At 55.6% G+C, this 18,722-nt stretch carries 13 protein-coding genes; 8 read left to right on the top strand and 5 right to left on the bottom strand.

From position 1 onward, the window contains the following. Positions 1–854: 854 nt before the first annotated feature. Positions 855–1,481, top strand: a complete 627-nt coding sequence (gene bamJ, locus DNI29_RS09035) for a BamJ family beta-barrel-assembly machinery protein (RefSeq protein WP_110977759.1) — start codon at positions 855–857, stop codon at positions 1,479–1,481. 889 nt (positions 1,482–2,370) lie between these two features. Then, positions 2,371–4,308 (top strand): KUP/HAK/KT family potassium transporter, encoded by a 1,938-nt coding sequence (locus DNI29_RS09025; protein ID WP_110977790.1) that lies wholly within the window; start codon positions 2,371–2,373, stop codon positions 4,306–4,308. A 187-nt stretch (positions 4,309–4,495) separates the two neighbouring features. Here the strand turns inward: DNI29_RS09025 and DNI29_RS09020 are convergent, their stop codons facing one another. Next, on the bottom strand, positions 4,496–6,304 hold the full coding sequence (locus DNI29_RS09020; RefSeq protein WP_110977757.1) for a M61 family metallopeptidase: 1,809 nt from the start codon (positions 6,302–6,304) through the stop codon (positions 4,496–4,498). Between the two features lie 190 nt (positions 6,305–6,494). On the opposite strand from DNI29_RS09020, the gene DNI29_RS09015 reads away from it, so the two are divergent. From DNI29_RS09015 to DNI29_RS08995, 5 genes are all read left to right on the top strand, one after another. Beyond that, positions 6,495–7,049 carry a C40 family peptidase gene (locus DNI29_RS09015; protein WP_162303560.1) on the top strand — a complete coding sequence of 185 codons (555 nt, stop codon included), beginning with the start codon at positions 6,495–6,497 and terminating at the stop codon, positions 7,047–7,049. Positions 7,050–7,496: 447 nt separating this feature from the next. Continuing rightward, a complete protein-coding gene (locus DNI29_RS09010) occupies positions 7,497–9,425 on the top strand; it encodes an alpha/beta hydrolase-fold protein (protein ID WP_110977755.1) in 1,929 nt (642 codons plus the stop codon). Positions 9,426–9,464: 39 nt separating this feature from the next. Further along, the gene (locus DNI29_RS09005; protein WP_110977754.1) at positions 9,465–10,424 is read left to right on the top strand and encodes a glycoside hydrolase family 43 protein; all 960 of its coding nucleotides are present in this window, start codon (positions 9,465–9,467) and stop codon (positions 10,422–10,424) included. Between the two features lie 787 nt (positions 10,425–11,211). After that, positions 11,212–11,652 carry a DUF2147 domain-containing protein gene (locus DNI29_RS09000; protein WP_110977753.1) on the top strand — a complete coding sequence of 147 codons (441 nt, stop codon included), beginning with the start codon at positions 11,212–11,214 and terminating at the stop codon, positions 11,650–11,652. 199 nt (positions 11,653–11,851) lie between these two features. Then, complete coding sequence (locus tag DNI29_RS08995; protein ID WP_110977752.1) at positions 11,852–12,478, top strand: hypothetical protein; 627 nt, start codon at positions 11,852–11,854, stop codon at positions 12,476–12,478. 76 nt (positions 12,479–12,554) lie between these two features. On the opposite strand, the gene DNI29_RS08990 is transcribed toward DNI29_RS08995, so the two are convergent. Then, positions 12,555–14,570: a M1 family metallopeptidase gene (locus tag DNI29_RS08990; RefSeq protein WP_110977751.1), complete on the bottom strand. Its 2,016-nt coding sequence runs from the start codon at positions 14,568–14,570 to the stop codon at positions 12,555–12,557. A gap of 142 nt (positions 14,571–14,712) precedes the next feature. Here DNI29_RS08990 and DNI29_RS08985 point away from each other — a divergent pair, with 142 nt between their 5' ends. Continuing rightward, the gene (locus DNI29_RS08985; protein WP_110977750.1) at positions 14,713–16,959 is read left to right on the top strand and encodes a T9SS type B sorting domain-containing protein; all 2,247 of its coding nucleotides are present in this window, start codon (positions 14,713–14,715) and stop codon (positions 16,957–16,959) included. 145 nt (positions 16,960–17,104) lie between these two features. Here the strand turns inward: DNI29_RS08985 and DNI29_RS08980 are convergent, their stop codons facing one another. The 3 genes from DNI29_RS08980 to DNI29_RS08970 form a co-directional block, all read right to left on the bottom strand. After that, on the bottom strand, positions 17,105–17,752 hold the full coding sequence (locus DNI29_RS08980; protein WP_110977749.1) for a cytochrome c oxidase subunit 3: 648 nt from the start codon (positions 17,750–17,752) through the stop codon (positions 17,105–17,107). Positions 17,753–17,993: 241 nt separating this feature from the next. Then, complete coding sequence (locus tag DNI29_RS08975; RefSeq protein ID WP_110977748.1) at positions 17,994–18,341, bottom strand: hypothetical protein; 348 nt, start codon at positions 18,339–18,341, stop codon at positions 17,994–17,996. Further along, positions 18,334–18,567, bottom strand: coding sequence for a hypothetical protein (locus DNI29_RS08970; RefSeq protein WP_110977747.1), 234 nt, complete (start codon positions 18,565–18,567; stop codon positions 18,334–18,336). The genes DNI29_RS08975 and DNI29_RS08970 overlap by 8 nt, the downstream gene beginning before the upstream one ends. Between the last annotated feature and the right edge of the window lie 155 nt (positions 18,568–18,722).

The following is an 18,722-nucleotide window of genomic DNA, read 5'->3' as shown; positions in this document are numbered from 1 at the left end:
GTTAAGCCCCGGAGCGCCTATGGTACTGCCTTCACCGGCGGGAGAGTCGGTCGCCGCCAACCTTATCATTTCCTGACGCCCCCCTGCGACTTCGTGCTGCAGGGGGGCGTTCTGCATTTATACCCCCCCTGCTCCCCCCGGCCCTCCCTTAGAGCTTAGCTCGGAGACGTACAGCTGATATTGGTACAAGAAGCACCAGTATTAATGACAGATTTTAGTGGCTCTTTTAGTATGGCTTCCTCTGCTATTAATCTGTGGCTCCTATTCCATATCAGTGATTCAGAGACATATGCGCGAGTGAACCTAGTGCGCATGCTTTTAAGCGAAGATCCAATTGACTATCTGATTATAGATTAAGCAATAAATAAATGATGCTTGCATAACATATTTTTAATTTAGGCGTATTATCTTTGCACTCAACAAACTGAATTACATTCACATACACCACACATATGAAAAAGAGCACTGCTGCCATTTCTTCTTTGCTGTTCTTAGGAGGCCTTGGTTCTATAAGCTTTCTAGCAGCTCAGGTGCGTGACTTGAATCTGTTCTTTGATCTTCGTGACGAAGAGGAGCTACACTTCTGCTAATTGGCTTTGTGTTCATTTTTGCCGGGCCCCTCTTTACAAGAGGGGCTCGCTGTTTTTAGTAGATAAAGAAACAGAGGTTCAAAATCAGGGCATTAACTGATGTAGTTGAAAAAAACAGTATCCATTCGGTGCAGTTTTCGGTACTTCACAGCAGTAGTGTCCCACGCTGGGTCGCTCATTTCCCTTTTCACTTGCTACAGGCCTACCCTATTCCTTTGTCATAAACCTTTGGATCAAGGCTTGAAAGCATAAAATCAGCACCTTATGAATCTGACCGGCTTGAAAGAGCAAATCAGCTACATCATTGGACGCGACATGGCTCGCAATTTTGCCCAACAGGGCCTAGATCTGGATATTGATGTGTTTGCCCAGAGTATGAAGGAAGCACTGGGTGGTGAGCCTAGCCGCTTAACACCTGAGCAGATGCAAAGCGCTATGCAGCAACTTCAGCAGCAGATGGAAGCACAGGAAGAAATCAACCAATACCCAAGTGCAATGAGCAACAACAAAGCTGAAGGTGAAGCCTTCCTGAAAGAAAACGCAGGTAAGCCTGGTATCACTACCCTACCGAGTGGCCTGCAATACGAGGTATTGAAAGAAGGCAATGGCCGTAAGCCTGGTCCTGGCTCGTCGGTAACTACTCATTACCATGGCACGCTAACCAATGGTACTGTCTTCGATAGCTCTTACCAACGGGGCCAACCAGCTACTTTTGGCGTAAACCAAGTTATTGCTGGCTGGACAGAAGCACTGCAGTTGATGCCTGAGGGCTCAAAGTGGCGCCTTTATATACCGTCGGAACTGGCTTACGGCAAGCGTGGAGCAGGCCGCGACATCGGACCAGACTCAGCCCTGATTTTCGACGTAGAGCTGTTGAAAGTAAACAACTAAGGTAGTTGGTGGATTGCTGATGAAACGCGCTACGCATTGGCTGTGTATCGTCAGTGACCTACTTGCTTTATATGCTTCCTCTTTCCAGCAAGGCCCCGTTGCGGCCGTGGTAGTAATTGCGTTCTAAACGCAGACTACTACGCCCAGCGGGGCCTTTTCGATTATGTCTGATTCCCTCCTCCCTCCTACCCCGCCATCAGCAAATTCCAGCAGCCCTGCCGCTGGGCCCGCCGGAAATTCTGAGCCAACAAGCTCTGGCTTCTTTCTGCTACCCCCTCCTCTACCCCAAAGCTTCCCCACCTTGCGAAGCGAGGATGGCCAAGTAGCTCTTACCAATGATGGCCTAGAAATTCGGGACAGGTTGTTTGGCTGGCGAGAATTAGAGGGGGTTGATGTGCAACCCGTTCGTTGGCTACTGGGCGTACTGCTAGGCGGATTTGTGCTGTGCGGCTTTATGCTGGGCTATCTGCAGTTCTGGCTGCACACTTTACCGGCAGCCATAGGGATGGGAGTTGGAGCGCTTTTATTAGCATGGGGAGCACGAGGTACCAATCGCTGGCGTCTGCATCGGCCCGGTCAGGAGCCCAGCCACTTTGCTTTTTCTGGTCCTGCTATTGCCTGGCACCAACTAGCTCAGGAGGCCAACCGCCGCATTAGGCAACGGCACCAAGAAGCCGCTCTGGAGGCTGATTATTGGCTACAGACAGCTGCCTTAGAGGCCAGATCATCTGATGCAAACATTAGTGAATAGCCACTATAACGCATCAAACCTGCTTTTTTCATCTGAGGGGGGTAGGTCTACTAAAACTGAGGCCTCGCATTAACTGCCAACTGCTACCTTTGGCCCCGCTTGTTAAAAACCGGCTATCCTTACACCTTCATTTTTCACATGGACGCCAAACATCAGCACACCGCTATTTCTACAGCCGGCTTGCTTATTGCCCTGGGTATCATCTACGGCGACATCGGTACCTCACCTTTGTACGTGATGAAAGCTATTGTGCCAGGGCGCATTGATCCTGATCTTGTGTATGGCGGTATTTCGTGCGTACTCTGGACGCTTACGCTCCAGACGACCATCAAATACGTGCTGCTTACACTGAATGCCGATAACAACGGGGAAGGAGGTATTTTCTCTCTCTATACCCTGGTCCGGCGACGGGGGGCTTGGCTTTCGGCCATAGCCATTGTAGGAGGCGCGGCCCTGCTCGCCGATGGTGTAATTACCCCCCCCGTGTCAGTGTCATCGGCTATTGAGGGCCTAGAGGCTGTATACCCGAATATTCAGACGGTACCTATTGTCATTGCCATCCTGATTGCGCTGTTTCTGCTCCAAAGCTTTGGTACGCAGATCGTGGGGAAGGCATTCGGGCCGATTATGTTTCTGTGGTTCTCGATGCTGGCGGCGCTGGGGGTATATGGTATTATGCAGCACCCGGAGATTCTGAAGGCTATTAACCCCTACTACGCCTATAATATGCTGGCCAACCGGCCCGGCGGGTTCTGGCTGTTAGGCTCGGTATTCCTGTGTACCACCGGGGCCGAAGCGTTGTACTCTGACCTTGGGCACTGCGGCAAGGGCAACATCCGCATTAGCTGGGTGTTCGTGAAACTTTGCTTGATCCTTAACTACTTCGGGCAAGGGGGCTGGCTAGTAGCTCACCAGGGAGAGCAGCTCAACGGGCGCAATCCTTTCTATGCCCTGATGCCAGAGTGGTTTCTGCTTATCGGAATTGGCATTGCTACTATTGCAGCCATTATTGCCTCTCAGGCCCTGATTACGGGTTCGTTTACCTTGGTGGCGGAGGCTATCCGGCTAAACATGTGGCCCAAGGTGCGCCTCAACTACCCCACTGATGTGAAAGGGCAGCTATACGTGCCGAGCATGAACCGGCTGTTGCTGCTGGGCTGCATTGCGGTGGTGCTTTACTTCCGGCGCTCGGAGCACATGGAAGCGGCCTACGGTCTGGCCATTACTGTAACTATGCTCATGACCACGATTCTGCTGTCGATGTGGCTGATATTCGTGAAGCGTGTGCCGCGGCCTTTGGTAGCACTGTTTGTGCTGGTATATGGGCTAATTGAGGGTTCCTTCTTGGTAGCAAACCTCATCAAGTTTCCGCACGGCGGCTGGGTGTCGGTGGCCATTAGCTTGGCCCTGATTGTGGTGATGTATGTGTGGCTGCGGGCTTACTTCATCAAGCGCCGTCTCACTGAGTTCGTGAAAATTGAGCCTTATATAGAGGCACTTAAACAGCTTTCCAACGACGAAACCGTATCTAAATACGCCACTCACCTAGTGTTCATGTCGTCGGCGGAGCGGCAATCGGAGATTGAGTCGAAGATTATCTACTCCATTTTCCAGAAGCGACCCAAGCGAGCTGACATCTATTGGTTTGTACACGTGGATACCACCGATGAACCGTACACCATGGAGTACAAGGTAACCGAGCTTGCCCCCGACGACGTATTCCGCATCACCTTCCGCCTGGGCTTCCGGGTAGAGCAGCGCATTAACCTGTACTTCCGGAAAGTGGTCGAAGACTTGGTACGCAACAAAGAGGTAGATATTACCTCGCGCTACGAGTCGTTGAGCAAGCAGCACGTTACCGGCGACTTCCGCTTTGTGGTGTTGGAGAAATTCTTGTCCGTAGAAAACGAATTTCCAATGGTGGAGAAGCTGGTCATGCAGGCCTACTTCTATATCAAGCAGTTTATTGCTTCGGAAGACAAGTACTTCGGGCTCGATACCAGCTCCGTGAAAGTGGAGAAGGTACCGTTAGTAATTACCCCAGTACGGGAGGTGGCGCTGAAGCGAATCCGCTAGGCTATCTACATAACTCTTTCCCACAAAAAAGCCCCATCGACAATCGACGGGGCTTTTTTGTGGGAAACAATAAGCGGCTATTTGATAAGCCAAAGCCTGCTTCTATAGCTGTTACATGTCAGGGGTAATGTAAAAAGTCCCCGTTCCTTGCATGCAGCGACGGGGCTTTCAGAAAGCTATGTGCGGTTTATTTACGCACGGGTAACCACTTTGCCAACACTACCTGCTGCTCAGAAGTCGGGTTAGCTTGCCGCTCAATGCGGTAGCGGCGGGCTGCGCTAGCCAGCAACGGGAAGCTCACTTCTTTGATCTGTCCGTCGCGGTTCACCAAGAATTTCACCGTGGAGCCTACCGCACGGCCAGCTAGCAGACGATTTGCATCGTCGGTTACGCGGGCACCATCGACGGCCAAAATTTCGTCGCCCACGCTCAGGCCGCCTTGCCAGGCGCTACCGTCGCGCTGCACACTGCTTACCGTTTGACGGCCCCCAGCCGGACTGATGCTAGCACCCAGGCTGGCATCAGTGGCAGCTGCGGACGTTACCGTCAGCTTTAGGCCAGCATAGTTTAGCGCCTGTTCATAGGGTAGCGTTTCAACACCATACACATGGCGGCGGAAAAAATCATCGAAGCGGCGGCCGGCTACTTTAGCCACGGCATCCTGATATTCCTCATCTGTAAAGCCCCGACCTAGTTGCTTGTAGTACCGGTCGTAGAGGTAGCGCATCACGTCGTCAAGGCTTTTCTGCCCCTTGGTTTCGTTGATGATCATCAGGTCCAGTACCGCCCCGATAACCTCGCCTTTATCATAGTAGCTGATGCCGGTATTAGCGGAGTTTTCGTTAGGACGGTAGTACTTGATCCAGGCATCGAAGCTAGACTCGGCGGCCGACTGCTGCTTGTTGCCGGGCGTATTTTCAACTCGGTTGATGCCGTTGCTCAGGTCGCCGAGGTACTCATCGGGCGATACGAAGCCGGCTCGCTGCACAATCAGGTTCGAGAAATACTCGGTGCCGCCTTCGCTTACCCACAACATGCGGGTGTAATTTTCTTGGTCGTAGTCAAATGGGCCAAGCGCTACGGGCCGGATGCGCTTCACGTTCCAGAGGTGGAAGTACTCGTGCGCCACCAGGCCCAGGAACCCTTTCCAGCCAGCTTCCGAGGAATAGGCATTGCGCGAGACGGAGAGGGTAGTCGAGAATAGGTGCTCCAAGCCGCCCGTGCCCCGGTCGATGTTGTGCACAATGAACACGTAGCGGTCCAGCGGGTTTTGGCCTACCACCTTCTGTGCTTCCTCACACACGCGCTGCATATCGCGCGTCAGGCGGGTCTCGTCCACTTTAGGGTCACCGAACATGGCTACCGTGTGGGGTGTGCCGTTGGCCGTGAACATGTAAATCTTCTGGTTGCCAATTTCGATGGGAGAGTCGGCCAGCTCATCATAGTTAGAGGAGCGGTAGGTAAACGTGCCGCCAGCCGGCTTCAGGCTGGTACTTACTTGGCCCCAGCCCTGGGCGGGCTGCACTTCCACGGTGCTGGCCAGCTGCTTGCCGTCGGCGGGGTACATAAACACGCTGGTGCCGTTTACATAGCCGTGGGCCGCATCAATAAAGCTGGTGCGCACGCTGAGTTCGAAGGCATACACCCGGTAGCGCACCGCGAAACTCTTTGCCTTGGGGTGATAGACGCGCCAGGTATTCTTGGTTACCTTCTCTACTCGCAGCTTTTCGCTGCCAGCCGTGGCTTCAAAGCCTTCCACGTTCTTAGCAAATTCGCGCACGAGGTAAGAGCCCGGCGCCCAAACCGGCATTTTCACGTCGGTATATGCTTTGTTGAAGCCATCGAGCTTCATTTCTACCTCGAAGTAGTGCGTTTGGGGCGCAGGCATCGAGAGGGTATAGCGCAAGGTGGGCGCTGCAGCAGCGGCCGAGCCAGCCTGGCTCAGCAACATTCCCAGGGCCGCTACCGCCAGTCGGCGGGTAGGAGTCAGGAGCATTCGTAAAGGAATGAGAGGTGAATAAGCAAGTTTGATTATGGTCATCAAAGAACGGCGAAAAATGGCCGAAGCTGCAAGGCAGCCCCGAAAATGCGCTTCCCTCCTACTTGCACAACCCAACCATACGGAACCCCGGCCCGGCTACTCCCGTTACGCAGGCAACCTTGATGTATTCCCTACCCCTTTGCTTATGCGCTACGTCTGGCTTGTTTTCCTGCTGTTGGTAGGCCTAGTGATTAGCTGGGCGGTATGGTCGCCACGGCCGGAAACCACCTCTACTGCGGGCCACTTGGAACCTATTCCGGTACACACAGTAGCCTACGTTGTAAGTGCAAAACCTACTCCGCGCGCCGACAGTGTGGTAGCGTTTGCCATGCGCCAGTTGGGCACTAACTATTGCTACGCCGGCAGCACGCCGGAAACCGGCTTTGACTGCTCGGGCTTTGTGAACTACGTATTTGCCCGCTACCGCATTCCGGTGCCTCATTCCACGGCCTTGCTCATCAGCACCGGGCGGGCGGTGGAGCGTACCCAGGCCCGCCCCGGCGACATTGTGGTGTTCACGGGTACGGCGTCTACCTCCACTACCCCTGGTCACGCCGGCATCGTGATTAGCAAGCCCGGTGAGTTGCCGCTGCGCTTCGTGCACTCCTCCTCCGCTCGCCGCGAATCCGGCGTGAAAATCAGCCAAGTGGAAGGCACCGATTATGAGCGCCGTTTTATGCAGGTGCGCCGGGTGCTGTAAAGCGAGCAACGAACTACAGTTCAGTGGTAATAACCCCTATTTTGCAGCCTAGGCCCGGTCTTACCCAACGTATTGCTCCGACAGTACGCCCTGCTAAGTTGCCAGTTGTTTCTCTTCATGAGCTAGCTCCGTTTCTGCCTTAGAAACGGAGCGTTTTTTATGTCCGGCGTTGCACGTCCTCATCTGGCAAAAGCTCCTACACTGTAGCCGCATAGAAAAACACCCATGACTACTGCTATCCGCTTACCTTCAACGCAACTAATTATACTACCCCCCCTGCTTCCAGCGGTTCTTCAGCCAGCCTCCCTTTTCATAAGACCAAGGGGGTAGAAGAACTCGAATGCCTGTTTCCTGACCTTTGGCCACGTAGCCGCAGCCTAGCTCTGGCTAGCTTGCTTGAAAACTACCTACTTTTCCTACCCACTACCAGCCCCCTCCTGCTAAGTTATGAGAAACGTAGTACCCTTGCTTGTGAGCATTGCCTTGCTGAGTCTAGGCAGTGCTTTTGCTCAAAAGCTGCCGATGGAAGCCCCCAAAGGCTTCGACCAGCCTGCTGCGGGCATCGCCACCGGCCGTATAGATAGCATCAGCTACCCCTCCAAAACGGTGGGCACAGTGCGCAAGGCGCTGGTGTACACGCCACCGGGCTACTCCAAGAAGAAAAAATATCCGGTGCTGTACCTGCTGCACGGCATTGGGGGCGACGAAAAGGAGTGGCTTAAAGGAGGGCGCCCGCAGGTGATTCTGGACAATCTGTACGCGGCGGGCAAGCTCAGGCCCATGCTAGTGGTGATGCCCAACGGCCGGGCCATGCCAGACGACCGGCCCATCGGGAACATCTACGGTCCGGACAAGGTGGCGGCCTTTGCCAACTTCGAGAAAGACCTTCTGACCGACCTGATTCCTTTTATTGAAAAGAAGTACCCCGCCCTGACCAACCGCGAAAACCGGGCTATTGCCGGGCTGTCGATGGGCGGTGGGCAGTCGTTGAACTTCGGGCTGGGCAACTTGGATAAATTTGCCTGGGTAGGCGGCTTTTCCTCGGCCCCCAACACCAAGCTGCCCGAGCAGCTATTGCCCGACCCCGCCAAAGCCACCAAGCAGCTCAGGCTGCTCTGGATTTCCTGCGGCGACCAGGACGGCCTGCTGCCCGTCAGCCAGCGCACCCACAACTACCTCTACGAACACCGCGTACCGCATGTGTACTACCTGGAGGCTGGCGGGCACGACTTTAAGGTCTGGAAAAACGGGTTGTACATGTTTTCGCAGCAGCTGTTCAAGCCCGTTGATGTAGCAGCGCTACCCTCCTACACCGTACTCGGCACCCCAGCAGCCACCAATGTGCGCAACGCCAAGTACCCCCAGATTCTGCCCGACAACCGCGCCGTGTTTCGCCTGAAAGCCCCCGAGGTGCAGCGTGCCCAGTTGGACCTAGGTCGCAAATACGACATGGTGAAAGACAGCACCGGCACCTGGACCGTTACAACCGACACGCTGAGCCGGGGCCTGCACTACTACTCGCTGGTGCTTGATGGCCTGGCTGTAGCCGACCCCGCCAGCGAAACGTTTTACGGAATGGGGCGCATGGCCAGTGGCCTGGAGGTTCCCGGCCGCGGCACCAGCTTCTACGCACAGAAAGACGTGCCCCACGGCGAGGTACGGCTCAGGCGCTTCTACTCAACGGTTACCAACTCGTGGCGGCAGATGTACGTGTACACGCCGGCTGGCTACGATGCCAACACCGCCACGAAGTACCCCGTGCTGTATCTGCTGCATGGTGGCGGCGAAGACGAAACCGGGTGGGCCCGGCAGGGCAAAGCCGATATAATCCTTGATAACCTGATTGCCGCCAAGAAAGCAAAGCCTATGCTGGTGGTAATGCTGGATGGCAACATGGGCGGCCCAGGTGGCTTGGCGGGCTTCGGCGAGGGCACCCTGAAAAGGTTTGAAGAAGAGCTGAAGAAAACCGTGTTGCCGGTGGTAGAAAACAATTACCGGGTAGCCACTGGCGCCCAGAGCCGGGCTCTGGCGGGCTTGTCGATGGGGGGCCTGCAAACCCTCTACGCCGGCATGAAAAACACCGATATGTTCGCCTACCTCGGCGTGTTTAGCTCGGGCTTTTTCGCCAATAATCCGGCCCTATCGGACCCGCAGTATGCCTTTATGAAGGCCAATACCAGCACCATCAACACCAACCTGAAGCAGCTGTGGCTCTCCATGGGTGGGCCGACCGACATTGCCTACGCCAACAATAAGGTGATGCGCGCCAAACTCGATGAGTTGGGCATCAGGTACGCGTACAGCGAGTATCCCGGCGGCCACACCTGGCCTGTGTGGCGCCACGATTTATACCAGTTTGCCCAGGGATTATTCTAGGCTCCCCCGTCCGTTTTCCTACCCTACTCCTTTGATCTGATGAAGAATACCTGGCTTGCGGCCCTGCTGCTGACCTTCGGGGCCAACCTGCCTGCGCAGGCCCAAAACCCTATTATCAGGGACGTATTTACGGCCGACCCGGCGCCGCTAGTGTACCGCGACACGCTGTTTCTGTACACCAGCCACGATACGGCTTCGGTGCAGGAAACCAACTACAAAATGCCCGACTGGCGCATTTACTCCACCACCGACATGGTGCACTGGAAGGACTATGGCAAGCGTCTTTCGCCCAGAACCTTTGCCTGGGCTACCGGCGACGCCTACGCGACGCAGTGCGTGTACCGTAACGGCAAGTTTTACTGGTTTGTCTCTACCTTTCATAAGAAGGACGACAACAGCCAGGGCGGCGCGGCCATCGGCGTAGCCGTGTCGGATAGGCCAACGGGGCCGTTCAAGGATGCCATCGGCAAGGCGCTTATCGTCAATGAGATGACCAAGGACAAGCCCCACGCCTGGGACGATATTGACCCCACCGTGTTTGTGGATGACGACCAGCAGGCCTACCTGTACTGGGGCAACTTAAGCTGCCGGTGGGTGAAGCTTAAGGACAACATGACGGAGCTGGCCGGCCCTATTCATGTGATTAAGCCCAAAAACTACATTGAAGGGCCCTGGGTGTACAAGCGCAAAAAGCTGTACTACCTCGTGTACGCCAGTGAGGGTACCAAGCCCGAAATGATAGAGTACTGCACCGCTCCCAGCGCCACCGGCCCCTGGACCTACCGGGGCATTATTCAGGAAAACTCCCCCAACAGCTTTACCACCCACCCCGGCATTATCGACTACAAGGGCAAGAGCTACTTTTTCTACCACAACGGAGCCCTGCCCACCGGGGGCAGCTACCGGCGCTCCATCTGCGTGGACTACCTGACCTATAACCCCGACGGTACCATCCAGAAAATCGTGCAGACAACCCAAGGCGTTGCGCCCGCTAAATAGCACCAGTTGCTTGTTCCCACGGCACAGGGTTGAGGCAGACTATACGGCTAGCAACAGGGACCGTAAGCCCCTACCCCTTGACGCAGTCCATAGACCTAGCAGTATTCGCACGGCGCAGCATTGGGATGGCCTTATTGTGTCACCTACACTCAACCCGTAAACCCACACATTTACCGCTTGTATAAAAGAGCGATGCCCGGTCCGCCTATGCAAAACCTCCTGAGAGGCTGCTGGGCGAACCGGGCATCTAATCCTTCAAATCTTACCAAGCGATGAGTCTGGGGTACAGCCCCATCATCCACTTAACTAGTAAGACCTTGCCAGAATGCGGGAACTACTCAAATGAGAGTAAGCTCCGCGCGAAAGCTGTTGTTAAGCGCGTCCGGCGGTGAAGCGGACTACATTCGACAGGCTTGGCAGGATTTGGTTGGGACTACTAGACATTTTGTACCTCCTTTCTTTAGATCCGACATAACCCGGGCTGCGCTACCCAGCACCTTAGGGCTGCTTGGCGGGGGCTGTAGCACTCGCTACGGTAGGTAAAGTTAAAAGCCCCCCGGATGGTTCAAAATAAAAACACTATTATTTATGGCTCTATCTACATGTTTCGGCCATCTTATTGACCATCAGCTAATTTAAAATCGAAGAATTTTTACAAAAAAAGCTAAGCTGTAATCTGGCCCTAAACTTGCCCTCCTGATTTAGCCTCGACAGTTGCTTTTTTGCACATCTTCCAGACTTTTACTCTATCTTTTTCCCAGAAACTCCCACTTACCACTCTCACACCATGAAAAAAGTTCTGTTCCTCTGCCTGGGTATGTTCCTGGGTTTATTGGGGGTAGCCTCGGCCCAAACTCTCTCTCCACTGGGTATCTGGATGAATTCCGAGAAGAAGGCCACCTTTGAGATTTATAAGTGCGGCAACAAGCTGTGCGGCAAGATTGTGACCCTTACCGTGCCGAATGACCCGGCAACCGGCAAGCCTAAAACGGACAGCCAGAACCCCGACCCAAAACTGCGCAACCGTCCGCGCCTGGGCCTGGTGTTTATGCAAGGCTTCGAGTATGACAGCGACAACAAGTGGGACGACGGCAAGATTTACGACCCAGAAAGCGGCAAAACCTACTCTTGCTACATGAAGATGCTGAACGCTAACAGCATGGAGGTAAAGGGCTACATCGGCTTCTCCATGATTGGCAAATCGCAGACCTGGACGCGGGTGAAATAAACCCTGTTGGCTTACTTTTTGAAAGGGCGGCGCTTCCGGTAGTGAAGCGCCGCCCTTTTGCGTTGGCATTTGGGCTCAGAAGTGAAAACTGGCAAGAAACACGGGGGTTGTTCGGAGGCTGTGTGCCCTACCCCCGGCCAAGCGTCAAAACCATTTCCGTAGGGGGGTGTTATCCCTCTACATCATTCTTACTACTTCCTTGAATCTGTTCAAACGGCTTTTTTCTGGTTCTGCTCCCGCTTCTGCCGACTGGCAGCCGCTGCAGCGCAGCGCGGCCGAGGAGCAGATGCACCAGCAGTGGGTAACCCAGCAGGTGTACCTGAACTGGATGGGCCCTTACTTCAAAGCGTACCACTATCAGAAAGCGGGGCTGCCCAGCAAGCAGTTTCGGGTAGAGCTAGCCCGGGAGCAAGGTCGTCCTGGGGCTGTGTTCCTCTACGACCCCAGCATTGGCCCTGGTAACTTCCGCCACATTTTCGATTTCATCCGGGACCGTATCTTGGCGTTGGGGTACCACCTAGGAGCTTCCAGCCAGCGCACCGTGCACCACGAGCAATACTCTGAAAGCACACAGAAGCACTTCCTGAAGCCTCAGCCCAATGACTGCACGCACACTGGCCGCTGTAATCAGCGCTTCGGCAACGTTACGGTAGATTTGGTGAGCATCAACGGGCAGCCAGGATTTCTGCGGCTGCTCAGCAACCCTTTCGCCGACTCCATTTTCACCCCGGCCAATTCCTTTGATGAGCTGATTGATGCTGTATTTAACATGCCGCCCGCTCCCCCGGAGGCAGTAGACCTGATCGGCAAGTACGCTCGCAAATAGGTAAATTCTTCAATAGAAAAGCCCTCCTAACAAGTAAAGGAGGGCTTTTCTGTGTTGAGGAGGTATTACATCCGGATTATTCAGATTGACGAATGAAGCGTGCTCGGGAAACCTGACCATCAGGGGTAGTGAGGCGCAGGTGGTAGAGCCCGGGAGCAAGCACACTCGTTTGCAGCACTGGATCGGCCGCGCTGATGCGCTGACGGAACACTACGCGGCCTACCGCGTCTATTACTTCCGCTTCGGCAGTTGTGCCGCTGAAGTTGGCCAACCACAACTGCGCGTTAGCAGGATTAGGATACACAATGAACTCCAGGTTAGTGGTCTCCTTCAGGTTGGCATCACGCTCAACGGGGCCCGTGCCGTTCAGAACCCATTGATTCGGATCAAGCGAGATTGAACTGATCGTGCGGGACTCGGAAAAGTTGGCGGAGGTTTGGGGCTGGGTCTGGGGTAGGCGCACCAGACGGGTGGTGTTATCGGTGAAGGTTACCAAGTAATCCAGATCCGTGGCGAAGAAGGGGGTAGCAGTTGGCATGGAAACGGTTTCGGCCGTAGCCAGATAAACCGTGGAGCCTACCTGATTCCAGCGCACCGAGAAGGTAGGGAAGCCTTCGCCCCGAAACCACTGGTCAAAGAAATACTGCAGGGAGCGACCGGCTTCGGCCTCAAAAATGCGCTGCAAGTCGCGGGTACGAGCCGTGCGGCCGGCGTAGGTAGTTTGGTAGGTACGCAGGGCCCGGAAAAATTTCACGTCGTCGTTGAGCAGATAGCGCAGCATGTGCACCACAGCGGCACCTTTCTTATAGCTTAGGCGAGAGTTGAAAATCCGACTGACGTTGGTGGTATCGGCGGCGAAAACGCTACCCCCCGGCTGGCTCATTGCCGAGCTGTGCGCCTGGTCCATCCACTGCCGGGCGGCAGTAGCGGAGGCAAACCGGTTCAAAGACAAGTACTCGCCGTAGGAAGCAAAGCCCTCATTCAGCCAGATGTCTTCCCAGGCCCCGCAGGTCACATTATCGCCGAACCACTGGTGGAACAGCTCGTGGGCCGTAAGGGTAAAGCTGAAGCCATCCTGGGTGGTCATGGTTTGATGCTCCATGCCGCCCCCGATGGGTGCCATGCTATGGCCGTACTTCTCTTTGGCAAACGGATAAAGCCCAATCAGCTCGGAGTAGTTTTCGATGAAGCCGGGCGTGCGGTCAATTTCGGCCCGGAAATCGTTGAGGGCAGCTTGGTTGTACAGGTAATTGACAATGGGAATACGCGGGCTGCCTGCTGGGTTGGCGTAGTTAGTGTACTCCACGTAAGGCCCCACGGCCACTGATATCAGGTAATAGTCAATGGGGTAGCGCGACTTCCACTCATAGCGCACCTGGCTACCGGGCCGCGGCGTTACAGCCTTTAGTACCCCGTTCGACCCTACCTTGTTAGTGGCGGCCGTAGTTACCCACACGTCTACGGAATCAGCTTTATCGGTAAGAACCTGCTTGCAGGGCCACCACTCGTAGGCATTGTATGGCTCAGAAAGGCTCCAGGTCGTGCTTACGCCGTACACAGGAGCTACTCGGGTATTCAGGGCATTTCCGATAGCGGCAGCGTTGCTGTTGGGCGCCGTGCCGTGGTAATAAATCAGGGCGTTGAACAGTGTATTTGGGGTAACCGGCTGCCGTAGCCCAACGGTAACATCGCCCATGCCCTTACGCCGCAAACCCAGGCTGCGCCGGCCGTCTACGACCACCGAGTCAATAACCAGAGACGTGTACAGCTCGAAGGCGACGGAATCTAGTGCTTGGCCGCTGTTGCGGGCCTGCATGCGCACTACCCCGCTTACATCACGGGAAGTATTGGTCAGGTTCAGGTCCAGCTTATAGTAAGTCACGTCGTAGCGCCCCATTTTCTGGCGGTGGCTCAGGCTGGCGTAGCTAGGCCGCTGGGCCGCCGCACCCGTGTGTGCCTGGGCGCACGAGGCAGCGGCCACCCCCGTTAGGTCGGTGGGTTTGGGCAGGTAGGCGGGCAGCTGGGCCACCGCCGGCAGAGCGCTCAGCAGGCTTCCCACAACAAAAAGGGCGCGCAGGCAAGAAATATACATTCTGAATATCAGCAGCTTACAAGCAGGTAGAAAAGGAAGTGAAATGTACGCAGTAAGGGGTAAAAAAACGCGAGCGTCTAGCTATCTGGGGCTTATCACCTTGTATCTTACACTTGATCTTTCTGTTTAGCTGCCCTGCCTAATGCCAACTTCTACCTTTGCTTACCTATTTCGCGGAGGCTTGGTCCTCTGGTTGCTCTGCTTGCTGGCCCCAATGGCCCACGCAACCCATATTGTGGGAGGCGAGCTGGACCTGCAGTACCTGTCGGGCAACAACTATCAGCTCAACCTCAATCTGTACTTTGATGCGGTGAACGGGCAGCCCGGCGCCCTGGACAACAGCCTGACGGCAAGCATCTTCGAGAGGGGCAGCAACCAGCGTATGATGGATGTGGTACTGCCCCTAACCAACAACACGTTCGTCAGTTATACCAATCCGGCCTGCACTACCCCTTCCCTGGTTACGCGGCGCCTGGTATACAGCCGGGTTATTACCCTCACGAGCCAGATGTACGCTAACCCCGGCGGTTACTACGTGGCGGTGGAGCGCTGCTGCCGCAACAATGGCATCAGCAACATTGTGAACCCCGGCGGGGCCGCCCAAACGTTCTACCTAGAGTTTCCGGCGGTAGTGCGCAACGCCCAGCCTTTCCGCAATTCCACACCGCGCATCTTCCCGCCCCTGAGTGATTATGCCTGCCGGGGCGAGTTATTCTATTACAACTTCGGGGGTGCTGATGCAGACGGCGACTCGCTGGTGTACGACCTGGTCACGCCCCTGAACGGCCACGCCGATACCTTTGAGCCAAAGCCTGCGCAGGCATTGTCGGCCCCCTACAGTACGGTGCAATGGACGGACAGCCTTTCCGCCACCCGCCAGATTCCGGGGCGACCAACGCTGAGTATCGGGCGGTTTACGGGGCGGCTGGAGGTGTTGCCTACCCGGCTGGGACTGTTTGTGTTTGGGGTGCGCTGTACCGAGTACCGAAAAGGCGTGCGCCTAGGCGAGGTCCGGCGTGACTTCCAGCTGAAAGTTATTAACTGCCCGACCAACTCCCGACCGAAAGTGGTTATGCAGCTGCCCGACCGCCCCCGCACCTACCAACCCGGCCGCGACACACTACGCATGACGCCTACTTCGGGCCGCTGCTTCACGCTTAAATTCACTGACCCCGATCTTACCTCGGCCCTTACGCTGTCGATGCGGCCGGTGAATTTTACGGGGCCGCTGCCTACCCTGAGCCTACTGCAGGGCCGGGTCCGGGCGCCCGGCGCACCCGATACACTGGTGTCGCAGCTCTGCTTTCCAAGCTGCTTTAACACGAAAGGCCAAGTTTACCTGCTGGATTTGATAGTGGCCGACGATGGGTGCAGCCTGCCCAAGCGCGACACCGTGCGGGTGGCTTTCACTTCCCTACCCGACCCAAACGCCCCGCCCCAGCTGCGCACTACAGCCACCCTACCTCTCCGGGCCCGTCCCGGCGACCTAGTGACTTTTGAAGTGGTAGCAACCGACCCTGAGAACGACCCCATGACGATGGAAATGGCCGGGCGGGGCTTCTCACCGGCTGGACTGGGTGCTCAGTTCTCCCAACTCCAAACTAACAGCCAGCTTACCGGCCGCTTCAGCTGGCGTGTTGATTGCCGAGCCGTGGATAAGCCCGTGTATGAGTTTGAGTTCACCTCTGCGGCCGCGCCCTGTTCTGATCGGCAAGCTACTACCTTGGTGATTCCGATACAGATTGACTATCTCAACCACGCGCCGGAGTTGGGGGGTACGCTACCCCCTATCGTGGCCGGAACCTCTGCTCCAATAGTGATTAAGCTTCCTTTGGGCGGGGTGTATGAAGCTTCGCTTACAGGCCTCGATGTTGATAACGACGCACTTGCGCTGGCCGCTGCCGGAACGGGGTTTGAGCTGGCTACTGCTGGTATGAGCTTCGTGCCCCGCAATGGCAATGGGCAGGCGGCGGGTACCTTCCGGTGGCAAGCCACCTGCGAGTCGGTGCGTCCTAATGGGCTGGAGGTAACGTTTTCGCTGCAGGAAAACACTTGCCGCCCCCAGCCGCAAACCCGTGTGGTACGCTTTGAGGTGGAGCCCCCAGTGGTACGGGAATTCATACCCTCCAACATTATCACGCCCTACCAGCGCGATGAAAAAAACGACTACTTCGAGTTGGACAACGTGACCAACAATCTACCGCCCGATTTCTGCGACTCGCGCTTCGCTGATATCGAAATTTTCAACCGCTGGGGGGCTCGGGTGTATCATACCACTAGCCGCAGCTTCCGCTGGGACGGGGGCGGGCTACCTGCCGGGGTGTACTACTACGTCATCGAATTCACAAACAAAAAACGCTATAAGGGCAGCGTTACAATAGCTAACTAGGGCAAAGGCGCATCCGCTATGCCTTGCTTCTGGCTCTGATATAAAGGATTGTAAATTGCCTTACATATCCTCAGTAGCAATCAGCAAAAAGGCCACCATGTAAAGCATGGTGGCCTTTTTGCTGATTAGAACTTGTTTGGCGGCACTAATACAAAAACAGAAACACAGCGAACAGCCCTATCCACAGCGCATCAATGAAGTGCCAGTACAGGGTGATCATGCGCAGCTGCAGGCGGCGGTAGGGGTTGCGGATAAAGACGAGGCTGCGCACAGCGTCGCGGGAGGCTTGGTGGGTGCGCAGCAGCAGTACCAACAGAAACAGCATGCCACCCAGCAAGTGCGCTACGTGCAGGGCCGAGAGCAAGTAAATGAACGTGCCACTAGCTACCCCCTCCAACACCAGTACCCCTTGGTTCTGAAGCTCGCGCCAGCCCAGTACTTGCAATCCGGCAAACACGCTACTCAGCAGCAAGGTAGCCCCCAGACAGCGGCCCAGGCCCACTAGCTCATCCTGGGCATAGAGGCGGCGGGCCTGGTTGATGGTATAGCTACTAATCAGCAGCACAATGGTGCTGAGCGAGAAGAAGCGGGGTAGCGGATAGATACCGGTGGGCGCATCACTCTGGTTGCGCGTGTACACGTAGGCAACTACCAGGATCAGAAAGAGCACGGTAACACCGGCCAAACCCAGGTAGAGCATCAGTAGCAGGGGCGGCACCCGCTCCATGCGCTGGAAGGCAGAAGTGGGCTGGCCAGCCCCAATTTTATTGGTACGTTCTTGATCAGAATTCATGGGTCGAAAGGCAGGGCTGCTTGCCAGTAAGCAAACCAATCAGAGGCCCTTTAGTTCCGGCCCGGCGGGGCTAAGTAGATAAGAGCCTGTTGAGCAAGATACGTAAAAATGCCCCTTACTATATGTGCTATTTTTGGGCGAAATGCACATATAGTAAGGGGCTTAAATACTTGAAAATCATCCGGTGCAGCGCCCTACCCCACGCGCGTAGCTGAATGCCGCTCCTAGAAGAGCACCGGCCTTAGTTACCCCGGAAAAACGAGCCGATTTTGCCTAATACCGCGTTCAGGGTAATCTTGGCAGTACGGCCCTTACCAAAAGTGACGTGGGTTTTGCCAGCTACCCGCATATCCAGCACCAGGCCCAGCTGCAGAGCAAGGTCGTTGAGTTGCTGAAGCGGGTCCAGGGGGGAGCTAGTTTTAGGTTTAGGTGGCGCGTTCGGGTCTTTGGGCGGGCCGCTGGTAATCTTATCGAAAACGCGCTGACTAGGGAAGTTGATGATGAGGTAACCTCCCGAGCCCGCTATTTGCACGTCGTCGCCGTCGAGGGTAATAACCAGCCGGGCTTCAATATCAAGGCCGCTAGCCAAGGTTGCTGGGGTTGGCGGGGGGTAGGGAGCCAGCGGGCGGGTTTTCGCCGCGGGTGCGGATACGCAGGGAACCGTTCAGACGCCAGGTGGTGGGCGTGGTTGGGTTGGCGGGGTTGGGTACCTGCAGCTCCATTTGCTCGAAGTTGAGGGCTACCTCTACCCCACCCGAAAGCTTGGACAACATGGAAGCGGCCGTATCGGCCCAGGAAGTAGGTTGGTCTGGCATAGCAGCTTGCTAAAAGGGAAAAACACAAAGCGCCGGACTAGGGGCAACTACCCTAGCAAAACGGCCCGGCGCGGGGCAAGTTACGAGTTGAGGCTGGCAAGACCTTTGCAACAGCCCGCTCCATATTCAGGTATCAAATCCTGAAAGCTTGCGTA

This window comes from Hymenobacter sediminis, from assembly GCF_003231285.1.
In the GTDB taxonomy this organism is placed as follows: Bacteria; Bacteroidota; Bacteroidia; order Cytophagales; family Hymenobacteraceae; genus Hymenobacter; species Hymenobacter sediminis.
This window is presented reverse-complemented; position numbering and strand designations above follow the sequence as displayed.

What these genes read in the sequence shown, in the direction of transcription:
- bamJ (WP_110977759.1), top strand. Translation starts at nt 855, where the DNA reads ATGAATCTGACCGGCTTGAAAGAGCAAATCAGCTACATCATTGGACGC.
- DNI29_RS08985 (WP_110977750.1), top strand. Translation starts at nt 14,713, where the DNA reads ATGCCAACTTCTACCTTTGCTTACCTATTTCGCGGAGGCTTGGTCCTC.
- DNI29_RS08990 (WP_110977751.1), bottom strand. Translation starts at nt 14,570, where the DNA reads ATGTATATTTCTTGCCTGCGCGCCCTTTTTGTTGTGGGAAGCCTGCTG.
- DNI29_RS09005 (WP_110977754.1), top strand. Translation starts at nt 9,465, where the DNA reads ATGAAGAATACCTGGCTTGCGGCCCTGCTGCTGACCTTCGGGGCCAAC.
- DNI29_RS09010 (WP_110977755.1), top strand. Translation starts at nt 7,497, where the DNA reads ATGAGAAACGTAGTACCCTTGCTTGTGAGCATTGCCTTGCTGAGTCTA.
- DNI29_RS09025 (WP_110977790.1), top strand. Translation starts at nt 2,371, where the DNA reads ATGGACGCCAAACATCAGCACACCGCTATTTCTACAGCCGGCTTGCTT.
- DNI29_RS08970 (WP_110977747.1), bottom strand. Translation starts at nt 18,567, where the DNA reads ATGCCAGACCAACCTACTTCCTGGGCCGATACGGCCGCTTCCATGTTG.
- DNI29_RS09000 (WP_110977753.1), top strand. Translation starts at nt 11,212, where the DNA reads ATGAAAAAAGTTCTGTTCCTCTGCCTGGGTATGTTCCTGGGTTTATTG.
- DNI29_RS09020 (WP_110977757.1), bottom strand. Translation starts at nt 6,304, where the DNA reads ATGCTCCTGACTCCTACCCGCCGACTGGCGGTAGCGGCCCTGGGAATG.
- DNI29_RS09015 (WP_162303560.1), top strand. Translation starts at nt 6,495, where the DNA reads ATGCGCTACGTCTGGCTTGTTTTCCTGCTGTTGGTAGGCCTAGTGATT.
- DNI29_RS08980 (WP_110977749.1), bottom strand. Translation starts at nt 17,752, where the DNA reads ATGAATTCTGATCAAGAACGTACCAATAAAATTGGGGCTGGCCAGCCC.